23 protein-coding genes are annotated in these 23,773 nt (G+C 36.3%); 11 read left to right on the top strand and 12 right to left on the bottom strand.

The window, feature by feature from the left end:
- Nucleotides 1-12 precede the first annotated feature (12 nt).
- Entirely contained in the window at nucleotides 13-1,080 is a 1,068-nt protein-coding gene (locus C7437_RS07765) for a YeeE/YedE thiosulfate transporter family protein (RefSeq protein WP_111439399.1), read from the top strand.
- A gap of 64 nt (nucleotides 1,081-1,144) precedes the next feature.
- Nucleotides 1,145-1,369, top strand: coding sequence for a sulfurtransferase TusA family protein (locus C7437_RS07760; protein WP_111439114.1), 225 nt, complete (start codon nucleotides 1,145-1,147; stop codon nucleotides 1,367-1,369).
- A 48-nt stretch (nucleotides 1,370-1,417) separates the two neighbouring features.
- On the opposite strand, the gene C7437_RS07755 is transcribed toward C7437_RS07760, so the two are convergent.
- The 9 genes from C7437_RS07755 to C7437_RS07715 all read right to left on the bottom strand — a co-directional run bounded on the left by C7437_RS07755 (nucleotide 1,418) and on the right by C7437_RS07715 (nucleotide 10,774).
- Nucleotides 1,418-2,347 (bottom strand): AEC family transporter, encoded by a 930-nt coding sequence (locus tag C7437_RS07755; protein WP_111439113.1) that lies wholly within the window; start codon nucleotides 2,345-2,347, stop codon nucleotides 1,418-1,420.
- Between the two features lie 135 nt (nucleotides 2,348-2,482).
- Nucleotides 2,483-2,824, bottom strand: a complete 342-nt coding sequence (locus C7437_RS07750) for a zinc ribbon domain-containing protein YjdM (protein WP_111439112.1) — start codon at nucleotides 2,822-2,824, stop codon at nucleotides 2,483-2,485.
- A gap of 120 nt (nucleotides 2,825-2,944) precedes the next feature.
- Nucleotides 2,945-3,736 carry an ABC transporter ATP-binding protein gene (locus tag C7437_RS07745; protein ID WP_111439111.1) on the bottom strand — a complete coding sequence of 264 codons (792 nt, stop codon included), beginning with the start codon at nucleotides 3,734-3,736 and terminating at the stop codon, nucleotides 2,945-2,947.
- An 81-nt stretch (nucleotides 3,737-3,817) separates the two neighbouring features.
- On the bottom strand, nucleotides 3,818-5,044 hold the full coding sequence (locus C7437_RS07740; protein ID WP_425450560.1) for an ABC transporter substrate-binding protein: 1,227 nt from the start codon (nucleotides 5,042-5,044) through the stop codon (nucleotides 3,818-3,820).
- Between the two features lie 54 nt (nucleotides 5,045-5,098).
- Nucleotides 5,099-6,160 (bottom strand): branched-chain amino acid ABC transporter permease, encoded by a 1,062-nt coding sequence (locus C7437_RS07735; protein WP_111439110.1) that lies wholly within the window; start codon nucleotides 6,158-6,160, stop codon nucleotides 5,099-5,101.
- A gap of 4 nt (nucleotides 6,161-6,164) precedes the next feature.
- Nucleotides 6,165-7,049: a branched-chain amino acid ABC transporter permease gene (locus C7437_RS07730; RefSeq protein WP_111439109.1), complete on the bottom strand. Its 885-nt coding sequence runs from the start codon at nucleotides 7,047-7,049 to the stop codon at nucleotides 6,165-6,167.
- A 3-nt stretch (nucleotides 7,050-7,052) separates the two neighbouring features.
- Nucleotides 7,053-8,948 carry an AMP-dependent synthetase/ligase gene (locus tag C7437_RS07725; RefSeq protein ID WP_111439108.1) on the bottom strand — a complete coding sequence of 632 codons (1,896 nt, stop codon included), beginning with the start codon at nucleotides 8,946-8,948 and terminating at the stop codon, nucleotides 7,053-7,055.
- Between the two features lie 15 nt (nucleotides 8,949-8,963).
- Nucleotides 8,964-9,710 (bottom strand): ABC transporter ATP-binding protein, encoded by a 747-nt coding sequence (locus tag C7437_RS07720; RefSeq protein ID WP_111439397.1) that lies wholly within the window; start codon nucleotides 9,708-9,710, stop codon nucleotides 8,964-8,966.
- A 413-nt stretch (nucleotides 9,711-10,123) separates the two neighbouring features.
- The gene (locus tag C7437_RS07715; protein WP_111439107.1) at nucleotides 10,124-10,774 is read right to left on the bottom strand and encodes an SIMPL domain-containing protein; all 651 of its coding nucleotides are present in this window, start codon (nucleotides 10,772-10,774) and stop codon (nucleotides 10,124-10,126) included.
- Between the two features lie 517 nt (nucleotides 10,775-11,291).
- Here C7437_RS07715 and C7437_RS07710 point away from each other — a divergent pair.
- The 9 genes from C7437_RS07710 (at nucleotide 11,292) to C7437_RS07670 (ending at nucleotide 20,371) form a co-directional block, all read left to right on the top strand.
- The gene (locus C7437_RS07710) at nucleotides 11,292-11,918 is read left to right on the top strand and encodes a TerD family protein (RefSeq protein ID WP_111439106.1); all 627 of its coding nucleotides are present in this window, start codon (nucleotides 11,292-11,294) and stop codon (nucleotides 11,916-11,918) included.
- Between the two features lie 14 nt (nucleotides 11,919-11,932).
- Complete coding sequence (locus tag C7437_RS07705) at nucleotides 11,933-12,508, top strand: TerD family protein (RefSeq protein WP_111439105.1); 576 nt, start codon at nucleotides 11,933-11,935, stop codon at nucleotides 12,506-12,508.
- A gap of 166 nt (nucleotides 12,509-12,674) precedes the next feature.
- Complete coding sequence (locus C7437_RS07700) at nucleotides 12,675-13,805, top strand: HpcH/HpaI aldolase/citrate lyase family protein (protein ID WP_111439104.1); 1,131 nt, start codon at nucleotides 12,675-12,677, stop codon at nucleotides 13,803-13,805.
- Nucleotides 13,762-15,126: a phosphoribosyltransferase family protein gene (locus tag C7437_RS07695; protein WP_111439103.1), complete on the top strand. Its 1,365-nt coding sequence runs from the start codon at nucleotides 13,762-13,764 to the stop codon at nucleotides 15,124-15,126. The genes C7437_RS07700 and C7437_RS07695 overlap by 44 nt, the downstream gene beginning before the upstream one ends.
- On the top strand, nucleotides 15,113-16,231 hold the full coding sequence (locus C7437_RS07690) for a cysteine protease StiP family protein (protein WP_111439102.1): 1,119 nt from the start codon (nucleotides 15,113-15,115) through the stop codon (nucleotides 16,229-16,231). Before C7437_RS07695 ends, C7437_RS07690 begins: the two co-directional genes overlap by 14 nt.
- Nucleotides 16,228-17,034 carry an HAD family hydrolase gene (locus tag C7437_RS07685; RefSeq protein ID WP_111439101.1) on the top strand — a complete coding sequence of 269 codons (807 nt, stop codon included), beginning with the start codon at nucleotides 16,228-16,230 and terminating at the stop codon, nucleotides 17,032-17,034. The genes C7437_RS07690 and C7437_RS07685 overlap by 4 nt, the downstream gene beginning before the upstream one ends.
- Nucleotides 17,035-17,059: 25 nt before the next feature.
- On the top strand, nucleotides 17,060-18,658 hold the full coding sequence (locus C7437_RS07680; protein WP_111439100.1) for a YceG family protein: 1,599 nt from the start codon (nucleotides 17,060-17,062) through the stop codon (nucleotides 18,656-18,658).
- A 17-nt stretch (nucleotides 18,659-18,675) separates the two neighbouring features.
- Nucleotides 18,676-19,749 (top strand): toxic anion resistance protein, encoded by a 1,074-nt coding sequence (locus C7437_RS07675; protein WP_111439099.1) that lies wholly within the window; start codon nucleotides 18,676-18,678, stop codon nucleotides 19,747-19,749.
- Between the two features lie 43 nt (nucleotides 19,750-19,792).
- Nucleotides 19,793-20,371, top strand: a complete 579-nt coding sequence (locus C7437_RS07670) for a TerD family protein (RefSeq protein WP_111439098.1) — start codon at nucleotides 19,793-19,795, stop codon at nucleotides 20,369-20,371.
- 89 nt (nucleotides 20,372-20,460) lie between these two features.
- Here the strand turns inward: C7437_RS07670 and C7437_RS07665 are convergent, their stop codons facing one another.
- From C7437_RS07665 to C7437_RS07655, 3 genes are all read right to left on the bottom strand, one after another.
- Nucleotides 20,461-21,345, bottom strand: a complete 885-nt coding sequence (locus C7437_RS07665; protein ID WP_111439097.1) for a hypothetical protein — start codon at nucleotides 21,343-21,345, stop codon at nucleotides 20,461-20,463.
- Nucleotides 21,346-21,693: 348 nt separating this feature from the next.
- Entirely contained in the window at nucleotides 21,694-22,905 is a 1,212-nt protein-coding gene (locus tag C7437_RS07660) for a NupC/NupG family nucleoside CNT transporter (RefSeq protein ID WP_111439096.1), read from the bottom strand.
- 255 nt (nucleotides 22,906-23,160) lie between these two features.
- Complete coding sequence (locus tag C7437_RS07655; protein WP_111439095.1) at nucleotides 23,161-23,772, bottom strand: NAD(P)-binding protein; 612 nt, start codon at nucleotides 23,770-23,772, stop codon at nucleotides 23,161-23,163.
- Nucleotide 23,773: the final 1 nt, after the last annotated feature.

Genomic DNA, 23,773 nt, shown 5'->3' with positions numbered 1-23,773 from the left:
AAATTGACTCAGATGATTATTACTGGATTGTTATGCGGTGCTCTACTCGGATTTGTTATGCAACGAGGAAGATTCTGTTTAACAGGCGGTTTTCGAGATATGTATTTAAGTAAAGATAATCGTATGTTTTACGCATTATTAGTAGCTATAGCAGTACAAAGTGTTGGTGTATATACATTAATAGAACTTGGCATTATTGAATATAATGCAGGAACATTACCATTATTTGCAATTATTATTGGCTCTTTTATATTTGGTATTGGTATTGTATTTGCTGGTGGTTGTGCGACTGGAACTTGGTATCGTGCAGGTGAAGGTTTAATCGGTAGTTGGATTGCTTTGGCCGGTTATATATTAATGAGCACCATGATGAAAAGTGGAGTATTTGCTCCAATTAATGCGAAATTTCAACAACCTCAGTTGCAAACAAATTCAATGGCAGATACACTAGGGATTAATGTTTGGATTCTAATTGCTATATTAGTAGCAATAGTTGGTTTTATAGTATATAAGGAAGTTACAAAACCAAAAGTTTTTATCCCTACTTTAAAAGCGAAACGAACAGGATTGGCACATATTTTATTCGAAAAACGTTGGCATCCATTTGTAACAGCTCTATTAGTTGGTCTTATTGCGATGATTGCATGGCCTTTAAGTGCAGCAACTGGCCGCGTGTTCGGATTAGGAATTACAACTCCTTCAGCAAATATTCTTCAATATTTAACAACAGGAGACTCAAGCCTTCTTAACTGGGGCGTATTCTTAGTTCTTGGTATTCTAGTAGGATCATTTATCGCCGCAAAAGCAAGTCATGAATTTCGTTTCAGAATGCCAGATGTAAAAACTGGATTAAACAGTTTTGCTGGTGGTAACTTAATGGGATTTGGTGCTAGTTTAGCTGGTGGATGTTCTATTGGGAACGGTTTAGTAATGACTGCAATGATGACTTGGCAAGGCTGGATTGGTCTAGCCTTTATGATTCTCGGTACATGGACAGCTGTATACTTTGTTTTCATAAGAGGTCGTCAAAAAAAGAAAAATACGGTAATAAGCACGAAAACAAGCCCAACTACAGCATAGAGAAAGCGCATTTGCCTGTCGGGGCAAGGCGGCTTACGCTAGACAACAAAGGAGATAGATATTGATGAAAAAAACATTAGAAGTGATGGGAATGGTTTGTCCATTTCCTTTAGTAGAAGCAAAAGAAGCAATCACTGAACTTAGTTCAGGTGATGAACTGGTAATTGAATTTGACTGTACACAAGCTACTGAATCAATTCCACGTTGGGCTGCTGAAGCAGGACATAGCATTACAAATTATGAACAAGTAAGTGATGCCGCTTGGACAATTACTGTTCAAAAGAAATAATCACCTTAAGAACCCATCCTTGAGTTATACTCTCGGATGGGTTTTTCATTATGTAAAAAGTAGCATGGAAATATAAATAACTACCGTCACCGTTAAACAACTAACAATTGTTGAAAACAATACTGTTTGTGCGGCAGTATTAGATTCCACATCATATTCTAAAGCCAAACTTGAACTATTTCGAGACGTCGGAAACGAACTTGCTATAAATAATGATTGGGCAACCACCCCATCTAGGCCGAGCACAAAAATAATGAGTAACGCAACTGCTGGTCCCACCACAAGACGAGTAATACAACTAAGTATAATTATTTTATTGACCAGCGTGCGTACTTCAATTTGCGAAAGTTGCGCACCTAAAGTAATTAAAGCTACAGCTATAAACCCTTCCGTTATATGATCGAGTGGTATACGGAACACCTGCGGAATTTCAACATTCCATACATTCAAAAGGACTCCAGCAATAAGCGCATAAATAATTGGCATCTTCAAGAAATCCTTTAAAATGGATAGCCCTGACTTAGTGGAAGAGATTAAATTATACAAACCATATGTATATGTCGTCATATTTTGGAAGATTACAAGTATGACTTGAATCGCAACACCAATTGGTTGTGTAGCGAACATCATCTGCGCAACTGGAATTCCGTAGTTACCAGAGTTTATTAAGACTACACTATTTTTGAAAACAGCCGCTTCCTGCCTCTCCAATCTAAGCATTTTCGCTATAAAATGACTCAAGATTATCTGGCTTCCAATAAACAGAACAATAAAAATCGTTACTTGACCTAAAACCTCTAAATCCACCTGCGTTTCATATAAATTCACAAATACAGCTGCAGGCATAAAACAATATGTAATCAGTTGAGATAAAGCTTTCAAATTGAATGAGAACTTCTTTTGTAAAATGGCCCCAACAAATAAAAGCACCAAAATGGGAGCGACAATTTGTAAGAAAATCATGGATAAATAAGTCATGAAATAGTCCCTTTCTGGAAAAAACAATATGTATTTATGATAGTGCTATATTTTGGAATCAGCAATGGGTAAAAAAAGCCCCAAAATCGACTTGTCGATTAAGAGACTTATACTATTAACTATATCTAATAAAACTTAGATCTTTTTAACAAACTCAGATTTTAATTTCATTGCGCCAAAACCATCAATTTTACAATCAATATTGTGATCTCCATCTACTAATCGAATGCTTTTTACTTTAGTACCAATCTTTAGTGTAGAAGAACTTCCTTTTACTTTAAGATCTTTAATAATCGATACTGCATCCCCCTCAGTTAAAACAGTTCCATTTGCATCTTTGACAATTTGTTGTTCTTCTGTCTTTTCATTTTCTGTATCTAACGTCCATTCATTAGCACACTCTGGACAGACGAAAAGGTTTCCATCTTCGTACGTATATTCTGAATTACATTTAGGGCAATTTGGTAGAGTTTCCATAATTCTATTCCTCCATTTATTCTTGGTGATTCTATTATACAAGATAAGTGATTAATTATCTTTATACATTTCACTAGTAAGAAAAGCGGAATAGCTATTAGACTACTGACAACTTTTTGATTACCACACCACTCTTTGACGGCGTCTATATCCTTTACTCTCTTTGTAATTCTTTTCGCCTTCTTTTCCGATACCCAAATAATGTTCTCGAACTTCTTCATTTGATAATAAATAATCTGCTTTACCTTGCATGACCACTCGACCATTTTCCATAATATAGCCATAGTCAGCTATAGATAGCGCGACATTTGTATTTTGTTCTACTACTAATATGGAAGTGCCTTCTTCTTTATTTATTTGTTTAATGATTTGAAAAATCTCTTTTACGAGCAACGGCGCAATTCCAAGAGATGGCTCATCGAGTAACAATAGCTTCGGTTTCGCCATGATCCCACGGCCAATCGCAAGCATTTGTTGCTCTCCACCTGACAGAAATCCTGCTTTTCGACCTTGAAGTGCTTTCAGTTTTGGAAAATAAACATATATTTTCTCCATATCTTCTTTGATATTTCTACGATCCTTGCGCGTATACGCCCCTGCCATTAAATTTTCTTCGACCGTTAAATCTTTAAATATGCGTCTACCTTCCATACAAAGAAATATTCCGTTCCGAACAATAATATCAGTAGTAACTTCATTTATTGTTTTTCCTTCAAATTGGATTGTTCCATCGGTGATTTGGCCTTCTTCACCAGAAAGTAATCCTGAAATTGCTTTTAAAGTTGTGGACTTCCCTGCTCCATTACTGCCTAAAAGTGTAACAATTTTTCCCTCTGGTACATGAAGTGATACCCCTTTCAAAGCAAGTATAATTTTCGAATAAACTACTTCAATATTATTAATATGGAGCATATTTTTCTCCTTTCTACTATAAAGAACAAACGAAAGAAGCACTCTATAAGCTTCTTCCGCTGCATAAGTTTCTAATTTTGATTAATCTTTATGGCTAAAGTATTCAGTTAACTGCTCCCATTTCCCGTCTTTTACAATACCAAGACGTGTCTGTTCAGTGCCTGTATGATTTTCTGCACTAAAACTAACTGGAGCACCTAATCCACCAAGGTCTAAATCTTTTAATGACTCAATTCCAATACGTATTTCTTCTCCAGTTAAATCACCTTCCGGATGTTGCTTACCAGCTTCTTCAATTCCAGCGACAAGTATTTTCGCAGTCGTCCATCCTTGAATGAACTTTTGGTCAATATCATTAATTGACTTACCTTCTGAATCTAAATATTCTATTACTTCTACCATACCTGGTAAGTCTTCGTAAGGCATTGCGTGTGAAAGAATTCCCATATATCCTTCCGCAATTTCATCACCCACAATTGAAATGACACCTTCACCAGATGCCCAGTTCAACCCGATAAATTGCGTTTCAATACCAAGTGTTTTCGAATCTCTTAAAATCGTTGCTGTTGCTCCCCACGTTTCTTGAATAATGGCATAGTCAGGATTTTTCTTTTTCATATTTAATAATTGAGATTGTGCTTCTGTAGCTTGAACATCAATAACCTGCTCATCCACTACTTTTATCCCTAATTCAGCGGCATATGCTTTAATATCTTCAATAGGTGAACGTCCGAATGCAGTGTCATTATACAATAATGCTACTGTTGGATTATCTCCTTCATGATTATCTTGAATCCATTTTAATACGGAACGACCTTGATCAGAGTAAGATGCCGCTACTAAAAAGTTATATGGACTTTCTTCAATATTTTTTAAGTTCTCCGAATAAGAAGCTGAGAAGTATGGAAGTTTATCGTTCGCTACTTGTTGACGCAATGCTTCCGTATCACCAGTCCCCCAACCAAGTACAGCAGAAACTTTTTCTTTATCTCGAAGTTCCTGATAAATTTTCTGGGCTTCTGGAATTTCATAGGCATAATCTTTTCCTGTAAGCTCTATATTTAACCCTTCCACTCCACCTTTACTCGTTAGATATTTGAAATATGCTTGCTCACCTTCCGTGTAAGGAGTTCCCACATCACCAGTAGCACCGGTAATATCATAAAGCCCTCCGACTACAACTGTTCGTGCACCCTCTACCACTTCACCATTAACTTCAGCTACATTCTCTTCTGCACACGCACCAAGCATGAATACAGACATACCACCAATCAACATACCTAATAACTTACTATTATTGATTTTCAAAATTTTTCCCCCTCTATTTTTCAATGCAAATGTAACCTTGTCCAACCACGTTAGTTAATAAGAAAACGGCCACAACTTGAAGTACTTCTTAATATTGAGCCAGATATGAGCCAGTCCCCCTGGTTCAAATATTAAAAACAAGATGATAACTGCTCCAAAAACAAAATCCTTTAAAGCAGAAAACAATTGGTACAACTCAGGCATGAAACCAGCCATTACGTCAATAAGTGAACCTAGACTTACAGGCAATAGCGTGATAAATGCTGCCCCTAAAATTGATCCGAATACGCTACCTAATCCTCCGATTAAGATCATTGCTAAATATTCAATAGATACGTGAAAGCTATACAATTCTGGACTTACAATCATTGTGTAATGAGCTAGCAAAGCACCAGCAATGCCAACAAAAAACGAACTAATCGCAAATGCCATCACTTTATATTTAAATAAATTAATCCCCATAATTTGCGCCGCAATATCACGATCGCGGACCGCTAAGAAAGCTCGTCCAGTTCGTGTTCTGATTAAATTAGTTGCATACATGACAGTTAACAACAGAATAATCGTACATAAATAGTAATAACCGGTGTTACTCGATAAAGAATACTCTCCGATAGTAGGACGGCCCAAGACCATACCTGCTGTCCCACCCGTCAGACTGTCCCATCTGCTTATAACAAAAAGAATAATGACTTGAGCGGCTAAGGTTGCAATCGCTAAGTATAATCCTTTCAAACGTAAAGCCGGGATTCCAAATACCCCTCCTATAAGCGCAGTCACAATTCCAGCTATTGGTAATGAAATCCAAAAACTTAACCCATACGTGGATGTTAATATTGCTGAAGTGTATCCACCAACACCTAAAAAAGCTCCTACACCAATCGATATTTGACCTGTGAGACCCGTCAATATATTAAGCCCTATTGCTCCCACAGCTGAAATTGCACATAACGTTAACAAGCCTATCCAATAATTAGTTACATAAAGTGGCACTGAAAGTACGACAATAACAATGAGGAGTGCCTTTATTTTAGCTCCAGTAGTTCCAAACATTTTCATATCATTACTATAAGTAGTTTTATAGTTTCCGGTTTCCCTCACGAATAGGTTTCGCACTTTATCACACCCTTTCAATTGTTCGACTACCAAACAAACCATATGGCTTTAACATCAATATGATCAAGACAACAATAAATGGAATAACATCTTTTAGTCCTCCACCTATAAGTGGGTCCAAATAACCTCCTGCAAGATTTTGTAAAATACCAATGATAAACCCTCCTACAATTGCTCCAAGAACACTATCAAGTCCCCCAAGAATAACAACCGGTAAAACAGTTAGACCTATAGCAGCCATTGTTGGGCTTAGTCCATTAATATTCCCTAGGAGAACTCCACCTATAGCAGCAACTACTGCAGCAATTGTCCAAGTTGCTGCATAAACATATTTCACACTGATTCCCATGGACAAGGCAGCATGTCGATCATCAGCAACCGCCCGCATGGCAATCCCCATCTTTGAAAATTTAAAGAAAATGGAAAACAAAATAAGAATCACTATCACCACAACGAATGACCAAAGATATACGGGAGTAATAATAATTCCCGAAATATTAATGGGCGTCGGCGGAAAAACTTGTGGAAATGTTCTTGTTTGGTGCCCCCAAATCATATGAACCGCGCCACCAAGTAAACTCGACAAACCTATCGTAGCCATGATGACGGATACGACTGGTGCATTTTGTAGAGGTCTAATAACTAGTCTCTCGACAGTAAGACCAAGAATTGCGCTAAAAATAAGTGTAATAAATAAGGCAAAGATAAATGGTATTTTATAAGCTGTCATTAAGATTAAACAAATATATGGCCCAATAATAACGAATTCTCCGTTCGCCAAGTTCAGCGCACCGCTCGCCCTATAGATTAAGACAAAACCTAATGCAACAAGTCCATAAATACTCCCAACTACTATTCCTGTAACAAGCATTTGAAGAAAAAATATCATGATTTATGCAACCTCCTGCTCTGTTTTCAAATGGATAACTTGTAGACTAACCCCTTCAACAGACTCTATTTCTAAACCAGCCATCGTTACTTCTTCTGTATCAGAATACATACCATTAATGAGCATCTGATATTTATCTTCTATGAATTTCCTTCTCACTTTTAAAGTACGTGTTAGTTCGCCATCATCCGCAGTAAACTGTTTGTGTAGAATAGAAAATTTCTTTACTCTCGCATATGGCGGTACCTGATCCATTAGCCCTGTAACTTGCTGTTCAATAAATTTGATGACTTGAGGATTTCTTGCTAAATCCGAGTATTCCGTATAAACAATTCGTTGTTTATCTGCCCAACGGCCTACACTATTTAAATCAATATTTAAAATAGCCGTGACGTATGCTTTATCTTTCCCAAAACACACAGCCTCCTGGATATACGGACTTGCTTTTAAGTTGTTTTCTACTATTCTCGGATAAATATGCTTGTCGTTTCGGTTAGTGATGATATCTTCTAGTCGATCAAGTATATATAGATGCCCGTCTTCACCTATCCGACCACAATCACCTAATGTAATCCAGCCATCATCCATTAATTTTTGATCTTTTTCATTTAAATATTGTGCGAAAATCGCTTTGTTTTTCACGTAAACAGTACCATTTTCACCAATTCTCACTTCTGTATTAGGAAGAGGAACCCCGGAACTGTTGACTTTAATGTCTTCATCACTTTGCACAAATGCGATTCCCGAAAGCTCTGTCCCTCCATATGTCTGTTTTAGATTTACCCCAATACTATGAAAGAAATAAAAGGCTTCTGACTGAAGTGCCGCTCCAGCAACATACGCTCTTTTTGTTCTTGAAAAACCAAAATGGTCACGAATAGCACTGAATACAAGGATATCTCCAATTTGATACATGAACTTGTCCCAAGATGAAATTTGTTGTGTATCAAGCTTTGCTCGCGCCACTTTTTCTCCATACTTCTTAAAAGTTTGAAAGACCCTTTTCTTAAACCAACTCGCTCCCTCCATACGAATAGTAAAATTCGACATGAGCGTTTGGTAAACCCTTGGTGGTGCTAAAAGTGTTTGTGGTCCAATTTCTCGCAAATCACCAATAACGGTATGCGGCTTTTCTGGAAAGTTGATGACGATTCCAGTTGTTAAGGGAATAACGATACTTACCACTTGTTCATGAACCCAAGATAGTGGCAAAAATGAAAAGTAATCATCTTTCTCTTTCATTTTATCGACCTGAAGAAGGTTTTTAGCCGCCTCTATTAAATTGGAATGTGTGAGTATCACACCTTTTGGATTCCCTGTAGTCGCAGCACTATATGCAATAACCGCGTGATCGTCTCCAAACAAATGCTTGGTGTTGTAGAGTAAAAATCCAGATCTATCTTTTAATAAGGAAGCCCCAGTAGCTAATACTTCATCAAATTCAAGTAACTTTGGATGATTATAATGACGCATTCCTTGTTTATTGTAAAAAATGATATATTCTACAAGGGGGATCTGTTGTTCTATTTCTAGTAGTTTATCCACTTGTTCTTGATCTTCAACGACTACAATGCGCGCTTTGCAATCATTTAAATAATAAACAATCTGTTCAGGAAGTGACTCTTGATAAATACCAACAGAAACGCCACCTAAACTCTGGGCTGCCATTTGTGCATAAAGCCATTGCGGTCGATTTTCCCCTATAATCGCTAGCTTTTCTCCTGGAGAAAATTCTAAATTTTCAGATAAATATACAGACAGTTGTTCCACTTTACTAAAATAGTCTTTCCAAGTGATTTCATTCCATATACCAAGGTGTTTTTGTCTTAGTGCAACTTCGTGTCCTACCTTCGCTGCTCGTTCCGCTAAAAGATTAGGTAATGTTTTTTCTGACCCCATCAATTTTCCCCCTGTCTATATAACGGTTTCTTCACCAATATAAGCTTTGATAACATCCTGATTTTTTTGAATATCATCTGGTGTTCCAAATCCGATGCATTTTCCAAAATCCAAAACGGCAATATGATCGGACAAATTCATAACAATACCTAAATCATGTTCGATTAATACTACCGTTGTGTCCATTACTTCATGCATATCCAATATGAAACGGGCCATTAAATCTTTTTCTGAATTATTCATCCCTGCCATTGGTTCATCTAATAATATAAGCTCCGGCCCAAGCGCCAAAGCCCTTCCGACTTCCACTCTTTTTTGTAATCCGTAGGGTAATGTTCCGACAGGTGTATGCCGTATATCTTGTAGTTCTAAGAACTCAATTACCTCTTCTACTTTTCTTCGATGTTTTATTTCTTCCTTGGAGGCTTTTCCGACATACAGTCCTCCACTTAATGGACCTGAATGCATTAATGTATGCCTACCCAACTTTAGGTTATCGAGTACAGACATATGTGCAAACAACGCTATATTTTGAAATGCACGTGCAATTCCTAGTTTTGTCCGATTATAAGGCTTCATATTAACAATTTCTTTCCCTTTGTAACGGATTGAGCCAGTAGTAGGCTGGTATAAACCACTAATACAATTGAGCATACTTGTCTTTCCTGCCCCATTAGGACCGATAAGCGAGAATATTTCCCCTTTGACAATATGAAAGCTGACGTTATCTAATGCTTTTACCCCACCAAATTGTAAAGACATTTTTTCTATTTCTAAAATAGAATTCACTAGTAACCCTCCCCTTTGTAAGCGTTTTACTTGTTGGCTTTGTTTGAATATTACTTTAGCTCCATCATCTTTGTCAACGTAATTAATGAACCTTAAGAACTATTAAATTGTCGAAAATTGCAATATTTTGAGAGTGAACTTTATAAGTCTTTAGTTGTTCATTTTCCTCTTTTCTACTTATTTAATAGGTATTTACACATATAAATGTTAACATTTAATAAAACTCCATTTTTCTCTCTACATAAAAAATCTACTTTCATGACGAATCGTCATAAAAGTAGATACAAAGGTTAGTATACTTTCAACAAAAGTTCCTTCTATTACTTGTCTTTCGTCATTAATATTTTTTCTTTTAAAATGCACTTTACACAAAAATGCATGATTAATCAGTATTGAAACTTAACCCTAACAGCTGCACTAATTGTGATCTTCCCTCTTTCAATCGGGGTAGCTAATGACTGCTCAGCCATGGCGACAGATTTAAATGGGACAGGTTCACCAACACTTTCTTCAACAATCTCGATTGGTTGTGGATGTAAAGTTAGTTTCATCGAATCCGCTATTGTTTTAGCCTTCGTTTGTGCATCTCGAAGAGCTAAACGTAGAGCCTCTTGATAAAAAATATCAGCGTTTTCTACCCCAAACTGTATTCTGGAAATTCGATTTGCTCCATTTTGTACCGCTGTATCGATGACATTCCCAATTTGACCGATATCCTTTACTTTTACAGTGATTGCATTGGTAACCTCATACCCTCTAAAGACTTGTTTCCCTTCAATAAAGTCATAGTTAGGAAATATATTATAAGCTGCAGTTTGTATATCTTCTCTCGGAATATTTAAAGCTAAAATAGACTGTATGACACGATTCATAATCGTAGCGTTTTTTTGTTGAGCGCCACTCACATCTTCCCCTTGCGTACTTACTTCTATTTGAGAGAGTACATAATTCGGTTGAATTGCAACCTTTCCATTCCCACTCACTGTTATGACGCGGTTTATAGGATGCATTAATTCGTAATTATTTGGATAGAACATCAGATCCCCCCTTCCGTATTGATGTCTTCTCTTATTCTATGACTTTGGTTTTCTTTTATGAACTCGTCGGGGCTGCTAGTGAATTAAATCATACGTGGTTCAATATATCTTCTTCCAATTAGGTATTTTCTAAAATTAAATTCCATGTGGAGAAAGAGCAAGACGCCATTTCTCCACATGGACGTTACAGGTTCGCTTTGGACGAAACTTATTGTAGTAGAATAAACGAGAAAAAGAATTAGGAGCTACGTGACTGCGTCACGTAGCTCCTAATTCTTTTCGGTCACCCTATTACGATTGTTTGTCCGTCGCTCCCCTAAAACATCAAAGGAAAAACTGTTCAAACATTTTATTGTGAAAGGGTTAATATTGGTGACATCACAATAGTTCTGATAAAATGATAATATCCGTTGAGTTAGATAAATGGAAAGAAAATATTTCTTCAATTTTTTGAAATCTAACACGCTATATTATAAATAGTATCTATCTATAATACTAAACAAATGGAGGGTTATGAATGGGTATTAATTTAGTAAAAGGACAAAAAATTGATTTAACAAAAGGCAGATCTTCTTTATCCAGCGTTATGGTTGGATTAGGTTGGGATCCAGTAGTAAAAGAAAAGAAAAAAAGCGGTGGATTTTTAAGTGGACTATTAGGTGGCGGTACTGCTGCTGGTGGCGATGAAATAGACTGTGACGCTTCTGTGCTACTTTTAGATGAAAAAGGAAAGTTATTATCAAAGGAAAACTTGGTGTACTTTGGAAACAAATCGAGTAAAGACGGTAGTGTCGTTCATTCAGGCGATAATCGCACCGGCGATGGCGATGGCGATGACGAAGTAATTACTGTGAATTTAAGTGCTATTGCACCATCAGTACATAAACTGGTGTTTGTAGTGAATATTTATCAAGCAAGTCAAAGAAAACAAGATTTTGGATTAATTCAAAACGCCTTCATTCGACTTGTAGATAACAGTAGTAAAGAAGAGTTAATACATTACAACTTAACTGAAAGCTATGCAGGTAAAACTTCTCTTTTCCCCGGAGAATTATATCGTCATGGTTCAGACTGGAAATTCTCTGCAATCGGTGAAGGAACAGCAGATTTAGATATCGGTTCAATTGCAAAAAAATACTTATAAGGAGTTGTTTATTAATGGGCATTAACTTATCAAAAGGACAAAAAGTAGATTTAACAAAATCAAATCCTGGTTTGGTGAACGTAACAGTTGGATTAGGTTGGGATACAAACAAATATGACGGAGGAAAAGACTTCGATTTAGATTCTTCCGTATTCCTTCTAGGTAGTAACAGCAAATGTTCTACAGAAGCAGACTTTATCTTCTACAATAATGCAACAGGTGGTAATGGTTCTGTCGTTCATACAGGAGATAATCGTACTGGAGACGGTGATGGCGATGATGAGCAAGTGAATATTAACTTATCAACAGTTCCTGCCTCAATCGAAAAAATTTCTTTCTGTATTACAATTCACGATGCGGAAGACAGAGGTCAAAACTTTGGCCAAGTAAGTAACTCATATGCACGTATTTTAAATGCAGATACTGGGGAAGAAATTGTACGATATGATCTTGGGGAAGACTTCTCGATCGAGACTGCAGTTGTTGTAGGAGAATTATATCGTCATGGTAATGAATGGAAATTCAATGCTATCGGGAGTGGCTACCAAGGTGGTCTAGGCGCTTTAGTTACAGACTTCGGCTTAAACTAATACACATCCTATCCAAGCACTACAAAAAGTTAACATTTTTATAAATTCCTAAACTACAAAAAAGCAAGGGCTCGCTTCCTTGCTTTTTGTTTTACTATTAGAAAAAATAATGCGGAATTTGGGAAGACCTAACAACGCCTTCTTCATTTTTATAGGAGTGGAAGCCATGAAACAGTTTAGAGGGGTGAATGAAGAAAAAATACTTGATTTTTTCTATTCACCACCTACAGAATTTTCGAGGGAGCTTGAGAAGAAAAAACTAGGAATGGCAATGGGTGCTGCCCTATACATACCTGGTCTGATGCCCAACTTCTCATCGAAATTAACCAATAACAACTTAAAAAATTTAACAAGCGCAATCATTTGTTTAGAAGATTCCGTTTCTGATTTCGAACTTATTGATGCAGAAAATAATATCATAAATGAGCTCCAGTTAATCGAGCAAAATTATGAAAATAAAATAATCGATATAAATAATCTTCCACTTTTGTTTCTTAGAATAAGAAGTGTTCAACATTTCGAAAAAATAGCAACAATTCTAGGAAATACTATGCGACTTTTTACAGGTATTGTTTTCCCAAAATGTACATCCTCCAATGCTAAAAGTTTTTTTCTATGCTTACAAGAGATCAATCATCAATACTCCATTCACTTGTATGCACTACCTATTTTAGAAACAAAAGAAATAATTTATGCAGAATCACGAGCAGAAGAACTCTCCAACCTTTACCGTTTGTTTAAACAATTCGAAGACTTGATATTAACAATTCGTGTAGGTGCTACAGATTTTTCAAGTCTATTTGGCCTGAGACGACCAGCCAACCGAACCATCTATGATTTGAACCTAATTACAAATTGTTTAACTGCAATTTTAAATACATTTAATCGGCAAGTAGATAACTTTATTATTTCCGGTCCTGTCTTCGAATATTTTGAACCGCATCCCCAAACTAAACTACAATTAGGCACAAATAGTATTGAAATGACTTTATGGAACGAAGCTCAACTAGATGCTTTCAATGGATTTAATGGGAAAACCTGTATCCATCCTTCCCAAATTGATATTGTAAATGCTACATATGTTGTGTCAAAAGAATTATATGAAGATGCTTCACTAATCATAGGTAATCACGCTGAATCCAATGGAGTTCTGAGAAGTCCTACTAGGAATAAGATGAATGAGGTTAAACCTCACTACAACTGGGCTTTAAAAACTCTTGCTCAAGCAGAAATATATGGGGTGCTAAAAGAAAATGTTACAACATTCGACTTCCTTCAATGCATTAAAAACATATAACTTACACGGTGATTTAAAACTTACCATCGATATAAAAGACAATCCATATAACTTCTCACCCGAAGCCCTTTTCCAAATGGGTGTCCGAATTAATAAAAAGAGACAATTCCTATTCGTGAGTCGCTTACTTGGCAAACACTTGGCCGTTGATCCTGCTATTTCTCTAGGAACAGGCTCAATATTGGCGTCACTTTTCATGGTAAGTGAAGGAGAAAAAAGTCATCCACAATTAGCTGAAATTGTAGACATGGTCAACTTAGGAGTACCTGATAGAAAGCTAAGTGAAAAATCTTTAAAATACAAATCAAAATTACCAACGAAAACGGTATTTATCGGATTTGCAGAAACGGCAACTGGCCTAGGGCATGCTGTATTTAACCATTTTGAAGATACCATCTATATTCACACAACAAGAGAAGAAATGCTGAATATGGAGCCTTCATTCTTTTTTGAAGAAGAGCATTCACACGCGACATCACACCGTGCCTATGTACCAACAGAAACCCTATCAGATGCGGAGACTTTTGTCTTAGTAGATGATGAAATTACTTCAGGCCTTACCATGTCCAATCTAATTATCGCGTTAAATAATTCATATCCAGGTAAGCGATATAAAATATTGTCTATATTAGACTGGAGAAATGACAAACACCAAAATGATTTTATACATTTAATGGACACCCATGGCATCTCGGCAGAAGTAATCACTATGCTTGCTGGCCAATTTTCACTATTGAACTCCGCAGTAATAGAAGAACAAGAAATAAACTATTTAAATGGTTCTAAAGAATTTGAAGTAATAGCAGACGAAGGGTTTTCTGCTCTCACAACATCTAAACATACGAGTACATTTGCAACATATAGTACGTTTACTGGTAGATTTGGTCTGACAAGTGAACATCATGACAAAATGGACGAATGGATTCAATCGCTAATCGACAAGCTTTCTCACATAGATAGAAATAAGTCTACCCTTGTGATTGGTATGGGCGAAAACATTTATATTCCTCAAAGATTTGCATTAGCACTAGGTGAACAGACAACAGTTCAAACGACAACGAGAAGTCCAATTTTCGCTAAAAATGAAAATAATTATCCGATCAAATATAAGAGTAAATTTACCTTGCCCGATTCTAATGGTATCGACCAATACTTATACAATCTTCAAGATGTTGGATCTGACCAAATTATTGTCATTGCAGAGTCTGTAAATGACCATTCCACTTGGTTTCCATTACTAACTCATCTTGAAACGATTGCACCTGTTACTTGGTTGTCCCTAACACCGCCAAATAAAAGAGGTGAAAATGGTGAAGCTTAATACAACTGAACTTGTAAAATCTAGTTATCCTCCAGAGGATATTACGTTTTTACTTAAAGATTTATCGAATATTCACATTGAATCCTCTATAGAAAAAAGAGAAAAATCATTTCAGCAAGGGAGTCACTATTCCGAATCCTTACCGATTGAATACCTCCCCTCTCCTGAGTACACCGAGGTATATCAACAAGCTTTGAAAGATTCTGCAGACCATGTTGCGCTGTTAGTCGGAGTCTTAACGAGACGCGTCAGAAAATTTGCGAACAAAGATGAGGTCGTACTTATCTCCCTTGCACGAGCAGGGAGTCCAATCGGCATATTGATGAAACGATATGCGAACAACTTTTTGAAACTTAATTGGCCCCACTTCAGTATATCTATACTAAGAGGTAAAGGAATAGATGAAGAAGCGGTCAAAGCTATTAGAAAACTTTACCCAAATAGCCACCTACAATTTGTAGATGGTTGGACTGGTAAAGGAGCAATTCAAAAAGAATTGACAAAATCGGTTCAAAAGCTAAATGATGTATACCAACTTCAGCTAAATGATGACCTTGCAGTTCTATCTGATCCAGGAGAATGTGCAACTCTTTTTGGAACTAGAACTGATTTTCTTATTCCAAATGCCTGCCTTAATTCAACTGTTTCTGGATTAGTTAGCCGAACCATTTTAAATGAGCAATTTATTAAACCAGGCGATTACCATGGGGCTAAATATTATGCTGAATTAGAAAAAGACGATGTCTCTAATGATTTCATCGCTAATATTTCAAAACGCTTTCATGATCAGGAATCACTTATTAATAAGCTAGCAGCTGACTTTCCTATCACGAACGAAAGAACGTGGAGAGGCATGCGAGAAGTTGAATTCATTGCCAAGAAGTTCTATAAAACGGCTGATATAAGTAAGGTAAAACCTAGCGTTGGAGAAACAACAAGGGTATTGTTAAGAAGGAAACCTTTTAAAATTCTACTACGTGATACAAACAAAGAATCAGTTCAACACATCTTACAGTTATGTAGGGAAAAGAATATTCCTATAGAGATAGTACCAGACCTTTTTTATCTAGCTATTGGACTGATAGAATCGGAGGATAGATTATGACAATTCTATTTGCTAGTGATTTGGATAGAACACTTATATATAGTAAAAACTCAAGAGGTACTGAGGTCAATGAACAAGACCTTTCTACTGTTGAATGGGTCGATGACAAGCCAGTTGCCTATATGACGAATAAAGGAATAGAGCTTTTCGACCAACTTCCTTCAGAGATCAGCTTTTTGCCTGTTACAACAAGAACAGCTAGTCAGTATCAACGAATTACTGGATTATTTAATGCGCAGTATCAACCAACGTATGCAATCGTTGCAAATGGAGCAGTCATTTTAGAAAACGGTGAACCTCTTGTTGAATGGTCAGAAAAAATTAAACAGCAGCTAAAGCAAGACTGTACAACGATTGAACATGTACTACCACAACTTCAAGCATATGCTAAAAAAGGTTTCGTCCTTAAAGTTTTACAAGCGGAGTCATGGTTTGTTTACATGATTATAGATGAAAAAATGTTTTCAGTAGAAGAGCTTGAAAACCTTTCCAATATCTTTTATGAGCAAGGATTTACCCTTTCTCATCAAGGACGAAAATTATATATTATGCCAAACTGCATTAATAAATCTATCGCACTTCAGTTCGTTAAAGAACGGATTGGCGCGACTACAGTACTTGCAGCAGGAGATTCATACCTTGATTTAGACATGGTCATGAGTGCCGATCATGGTTTTATCCCATCACACGGCGAGGCTGTTCAGAAAATAGATTCACTCCCCCCTCACATTAGCATCACACAACAAACGGGAGTATTAGCTGGGGAAGAAATTTTAAAAATAGTTAGTAATTATTTATTATAATATGTATGAATAGGAGGAAGAACCCATGGTGAATTTGAATCCAATACGGATGAACTCGTGGGATTCATCCAGCGTTGGTATTTGGTTTAAAGATTCTTTAGGAGATCCTACGCAAGTTACTATTGAAGGGGATCGCTTAACGTATCCTCAATTAGTATGCCAATACGTTGGAGTTTCCTTAGATGATGACGAATATTTCACAATCCTGCATACACAAGTTAATGATTCCAATGGTAAATTAATGATTCTTTCAGATGCTCTTAACAAACATATTCCGGCTGAAAAGCTGAGTGCTATCAATAAGCTCTTTCAAAAAGGTCTATCACCAAATCGAATGGTAGCTTTCCTTGAGGGACATTCCTTATTACCAAGGCTAAATGATCTTAGTTTAAATAGACGCATAAGAACAGTATTAATCGACATATTAAAAACGCTCCAATCTACCTATTCAGAAGGAACACTTCACCACGAATATCGTCGGATTACAACAGATTTGGTGAAATGGATTTTCAATCATGTGGAACCAGCACTAGAAAAAGTGGATTTTGAAACAGGACTTCCTGGATATCTTTGGTACGGCTCTGCTACGCCAAGTGAAAAATGGTTCCTTACATACCTTGCTAACTTTGGATTCCACCTAGTCATTTTCAATCCATGTGATGAAACTTGGCCAACACTAATGTTAGAGATTGATGAAGACCATAGCTATAAGTTTCCAAAAGTAGCAAGTGTCCCAAAATCATTACCCGAGGAAATGCCTAAAATTGCAGGAACTGTCGCATTTAAAGCAACTCAAGAAGTAAACGAGATTATGCACCATGAAAACTCAGGCCTTTATAAGCCATTTCAGTTTAAATCGTATTCTACTAATTCGATCCGATTAAAAACTACTGAGGATGAGGCATTTTTATTGGCAAAAGAAAGAGCAATGGTTCGCCCTCACTTTGATGTGACTAATGGAGTAGTTACAATCCCTGTCGTGTTTGCCAAACTCATGGGTATCGATCGGAATCGAAAGCGCTTTTGGAATAATGTACATTCTTTAACAGAACGAGATGATACACATCTAATTCGTCAGTTTCCATTCACAAAAGAGCAAAAAACTAACCAGCTATTTCACTACCGCGATGCTTTAGGTGCGAATGGATTATTAGATCCTGAAAAAATGAGAAATGCAAATTGGTGGACTTTTGAAAAATTACCTATTGGAACACAAACAGTTATCGGGGAAACCATTGCTAAACATGTAGAAAATCCAATTTTACTTCGTCAAGGACATGAATCCATAGAAGATCTACAATTATATGCATTTGCACAATCCATGATTTTACCGGATTTTATTATTCGTCTATTACAAACGTTTGATTATCCACAATATGTACCTACCATATTCCTATACAATGAAGAAAATGGGCCTGAGTTAAGTAGATCCGATGCCAATGCATTATGCATGATGCACCTTTTAGGAATGGATATCATCCATGTCAATCCAAAAGGACATCAGGATATAGAAAAGTGGATACAAGAAGGCACATTTGACTCGCACTGGATGGATGATCGAAGCTTTGATGAACCATTTAAAGAACCAAGTGTTGTACAAAAAATCTTCAAAAGATTTCTGTAACTTAAGGGGGAAAATAAATGGAATTGCAAAAATTAGAAATTGAACAGCAAGAAAAAATATTAGAAAGCAACGATTTAAAAGCACAATTGAAACGAGATCCACAAGTATTACAACTGGTCGCTAAAATCGATCCCAAAAATCAAGTGGGGCTATTAGAGTTTGGCCGCGAACCTGCAAATGAAATTTCCAATTTTACAGGGAAAATTCTAAACACGATTAAATCAAGTAGCATGGAAGAATCAAGTGAACTTTTAAAGCAACTCGGCAAAATTATGGATAAGTTTGATAAGAAGGACTTCGTCGAAAAGCCTTCCTTTTTCGGTAAAATATTTAAAAAAGGCGAAAAAATTATTGACAAGCTGTTCAATAAATACCAAACAATGGGTAGCGAAATTGATAAAGTATTCGTAGAAATTACAAAATACGAAAAAGAGATGAAAAACTCCACCGTTACATTAGAAGAGCTGTACAACGCAAACTTTAATTACTTTATGGAATTAGAAAAGTATATTTTAGCTGGAGAACTTAAAGTTAATCAGTTAAGACAACAAGTTCCTGCTTTACAACAAAAAGCAGAAGCCGGAGATCAACTTGTTTTAATGGAATTGAACTCACTGCAAAATGCAATTGAACTTCTGGATCAGCGAGTTTACGATTTAGAAATGGCAAAACAAGTATCCTACCAGTCTGCTCCACAAATTAGAATGCTTCAACGCGGGAATACGAAGTTAATTGGTAAGATAAACTCTGCTTTTGTAACAACAATTCCTATATTTAAAACAGGTCTGATCAATGCTATTTCAGCAAAGAGACAAAACCTTGTAGCACAATCGATGAATGAACTAGATCGTCGAACGAATGAAATGCTTTTACGAAATGCCAATGATATTTCTAAACAAAGTGTGGATATTGCGAAAATGTCTGGTCAACCAAGCATAAAAATAGAAACAATTGAGCAAACGTGGGACACTATTATGCGTGGGATGAACGAAACAAAAGCCATTGAAGAAGAAAACCGCAAAATGAGAGAAGAAGGTCGCCTTCGTTTAGAAGAATTACAAAAAAAATACGAAGATGGTCAAAGAAAATAAGTACACGATAATTTGATTATATTATGGATGAGGAGGAAACAGAATGTCAGTTATTAACCTATCAAAAGGGCAAAAAATTGATTTAACAAAAACGAATCCAGGTTTAACAAATGTCATAGTCGGTCTAGGTTGGGACACTAATAGATACAGTGGCGGCGAAGATTTTGACTTAGACTCATCTGCTTTCATAGTAGACGGTAACGGAAAAGCATTTAATGAAAAAAGCTTTATCTTTTATAATAATCTTCAAAGTGAGGAAGGTTCGGTTATACATACTGGCGATAATCGAACTGGGGACGGTGATGGTGATGATGAGCAAATGATCGTTAAATTACCACTTGTTCCTAGCATTGTACAAAAAATTGTTTTCACTGTTACTATTCACGATGCGGATCAACGTAAACAAAACTTTGGGCAAGTTTCTAATGCTTTTATAAGAATTGTAAACGAAGATACAAATGAAGAAATTATTAGATATGATTTAGGAGAAGACTTTTCCATCGAAACTGCACTTGTGGTTGGAGAACTATATCGACATGGTGGCGAATGGAAATTCAACGCTATCGGCAGTGGCTTCCAAGGTGGCTTAGCTTCATTAATTAATGAATTTGGATTGAACTAAACGAGCCTTAGATTTTAATAAATTGGAACTCAATTTAAAAATAACCCATCCAATAAATCTCAATGGATGGGTTATTTTACGTTTCTCTTCTATTGCAACAATTTTTCACTTTCTCCATTCAATATATACCGATATGTTACCTTACTACTTTTCCCACTAGGCGGAGCATATATAACGTCGAACTTCCTGAATAATGGAATACTAGCCATTGCCGAACACACTGATGGATAGCTATTCTTTAAAGTCATTCCATTGTGTATGTCACGTGCACAAATAAGTGCGAAGTCTTGACCAGATTCTTTTTCCGCTTGCAAAATTATTGTAATGTAATTTCGAATATCATCTGTTCGACTTTTTCGGACTTTTAAAACAGGGTTATTTTGGATTTCTATAACATCTCGTGAAATTTCTTTGGTATCAGGTATAAATTCTTTTACCCGCTCTACTGATTCTGAATCCTGGATATTTGTATTCACTTCTTCCCTTTTTCCAAAATACATATCCATCACTTTCATTGGCGTATAATTTAATGCCTCCATTGTAGTTTCTTTAATAAATAAAGAGAATTGGTCAAAAGAGTTTTCAATCACTTTTTTATTGATGTCGTAGAATCCCACTGCCTCTTTAAAGAAACAATCAAAAGTTGGACCTACCCAAAATCCACCAAGTACTATCTTAGATGTCAAAGTATCGTTTAGTTTAACAACGTCACTAATCTGTCCATTCATTTCATCCAAAACTGGTAAATACGCTGCATATGTCTCTTGTAATTTAGTACTTCCAGACAGTAATTGTTCTGCTAGCTTATTCCAATTAGTTAAATATAATGATGCATGATCTACTATTTCATCACTTTTTGCTTCAACGCGACTTTCACGAAAATATGAGTAATAATAATGCTCCCAAGAACGAAATTGATGATTCTCTATTGTAGCTGAATCATTCTGAAACGCATACAAAGTATCTTTAATCACGAATTTACCTCCAATTCCAGCTTTTATTACGTAGTTTTTCTTCTAGTAAAATAGCAAACAATTAATTTCACTCAAATTCTCTGAATAATCAATACTTTAATTATAACCCAGAATACCACTAATATCCATTACTTGTTAATTTACTTATTTTTTCCTAGTTAAAAAAAGCGCTAAAATAGACTTTTTTTATCTAAACTTTTACGGTTTGCTTTGGACTAAATTTATTATAAGAAGAAAATAGAGATAGCCATCTAGAAATAATCGTACGTAATACTATGTTCAAGGGCGAATAAATCTCAAAATTAAAAAAGCACCCATTATCTATAGACAATGGGTGCCAACACTTTATTATATAAACATACCTGCTATTGCAGCGCTTAGTAACGATGCCAACATACCAGCAGCAACTGCTCTCATTCCTAAACGTGCGATATCTGAACGACGCTTAGGTGCCATTGCTCCTAAGCCGCCTAATAATATTGCTAATGAACTGAAGTTTGCAAAACCACATAATGCGAAGCTGACTACAATAACTGTCTTCGGCGATAAGTCTGGAATTACTGGAGCAAAAGCAGAATATGCAACAAATTCATTCAATACAAGCTTTTGACCTATGAACGAACCTGCTTGCACTGCTTCAGCCCAAGGTACACCGATAGCAAAAGCTAATGGTGAAAATACAACTCCAAGGATACCTTCAATTGTAACTCCTTCAAATCCAAATAAACTTCCTAACCCACCAAGTATTCCATTAAGTAGAGCAATTAGCGCAATGAAAGCAAGTAGCATTGCACCAACATTAACTGCAAGTTTCAAACCATCACTAGCTCCACGTGCAGCTGCATCAATTACATTAACAGAAGTATTATCTTTCTCCAGCGTGAAGTTATCTTCGTCGACTTCTTCTGTTTCAGGAATCATCATTTTAGCTAAGATCAATCCTGCAGGGGCAGCCATAAAGCTTGCAGCTATTAAGTATTCTAAAGGCACACCTAATAGCGCATAACCAACTAAAACAGAACCAGAAACTGATGCAAGACCACCTGTCATCACCGCAAAAAGCTCCGACCTTGTCATTTTATCGATAAACGGTCGAATAATAAGTGGAGCTTCCGTTTGTCCAACAAAAATATTAGCTGCTGATGACACAGACTCTGCTTTACTTGTTCCAAGTAATTTAGAAAGCCCTCCACCGATAATTCGAATAAAAAACTGCATAATTCCTAAATAATATAACGCAGCTATTAAAGAAGAGAAGAAAATAATAGCAGTTAAAACTTGAACTGCAAAAACAAATCCAAATTTTTCTGTGTCTGCAATTGGTCCAAATACAAAAACAACACCCTCATTCGCGTAGGATATTAAACTTTGTACACCATTTGAAAAAGCAACTAGCACTTCTCGACCTGTCTCCCATTTCAATACAATAAATGCGAACAACAATTGAATCGTTAATCCTACGAAAATTGTTCTCCAATTAATCGATTTTTTTGCGCTAGAAAATAAAAATGCAATACCTAAGACAACCAAAATACCGCAAATTCCCCATAGTACGTTCAAATAAGACACCTTCTTTTATGTAATTAGTAGTAGATTCTTCATTATTAAACAAAACATTAGAGGTCTGAGGACAGACAACTTAACAATCGTAACAAAAAGAGAACTTGTTGTAAAATGATAGGTAATTCACATTCTTCAACTTTTTCATTGCATGATCGTACCTGTTTCTAAACTAGCTTTTCCGTAAAAATGGAACTTAGTCATCATAAATAAAAGTAGACCGCTTGATGTTTTCACATCAAGCGGTCTACTTTATTAAATTCCTTCTAAAAACTCCAGGAACTCCCGTTGTTTTTCTTCTGACTTTTGAAAACTTTCATTCGTAATTTCTATTAAATAGTGTATTTTCATCGACTCGTCCATGCTCACTTGTTTTAATTTCCCGCGAACAGTCGCCAAAAAATCTAAATAGCCAACATATGAATTATCATACTTTTCTTCCAGTTCACTGCGAATAATGCGTGAGAGCGTTGGACTAGCTCCGCCTGTCGCTACACTAATAGTTAAATCGCCTCTCGTTAGTGTAGCAGGGACATGAAATGTACTCAGTTCGGGTTCATCGACAATATTAACTAATTGATTAACTCCTGCATTCTCAGCGACAGAAAGATTTACCTCTTTACTATTTGTAGCAGCAATAACTATAAAAGCTCCATGTAAATCGTCAGCTTCGAACTTTTTCTGTACCCAATCTACACGGTTTTCGTTCCATAAATCATTCATTTGTTCCTGAATATCAGGGCTAATTACAGTCACCTTGGCACCAGCTTTTAATAAGCCAATCGTTCTGCGACAAGCGATTTTCCCGCCTCCAACAACAACTGCTGGTCTTCCCTTAATATTCAACATCATCGAATAACTTGTCATA

This window comes from Psychrobacillus insolitus (assembly GCF_003254155.1).
Taxonomy (GTDB): domain Bacteria; phylum Bacillota; class Bacilli; order Bacillales_A; family Planococcaceae; genus Psychrobacillus; species Psychrobacillus insolitus.
The sequence above is the reverse complement of the archived record's forward strand: the minus strand, read 5'-3'. Positions and strand labels throughout refer to the sequence as shown.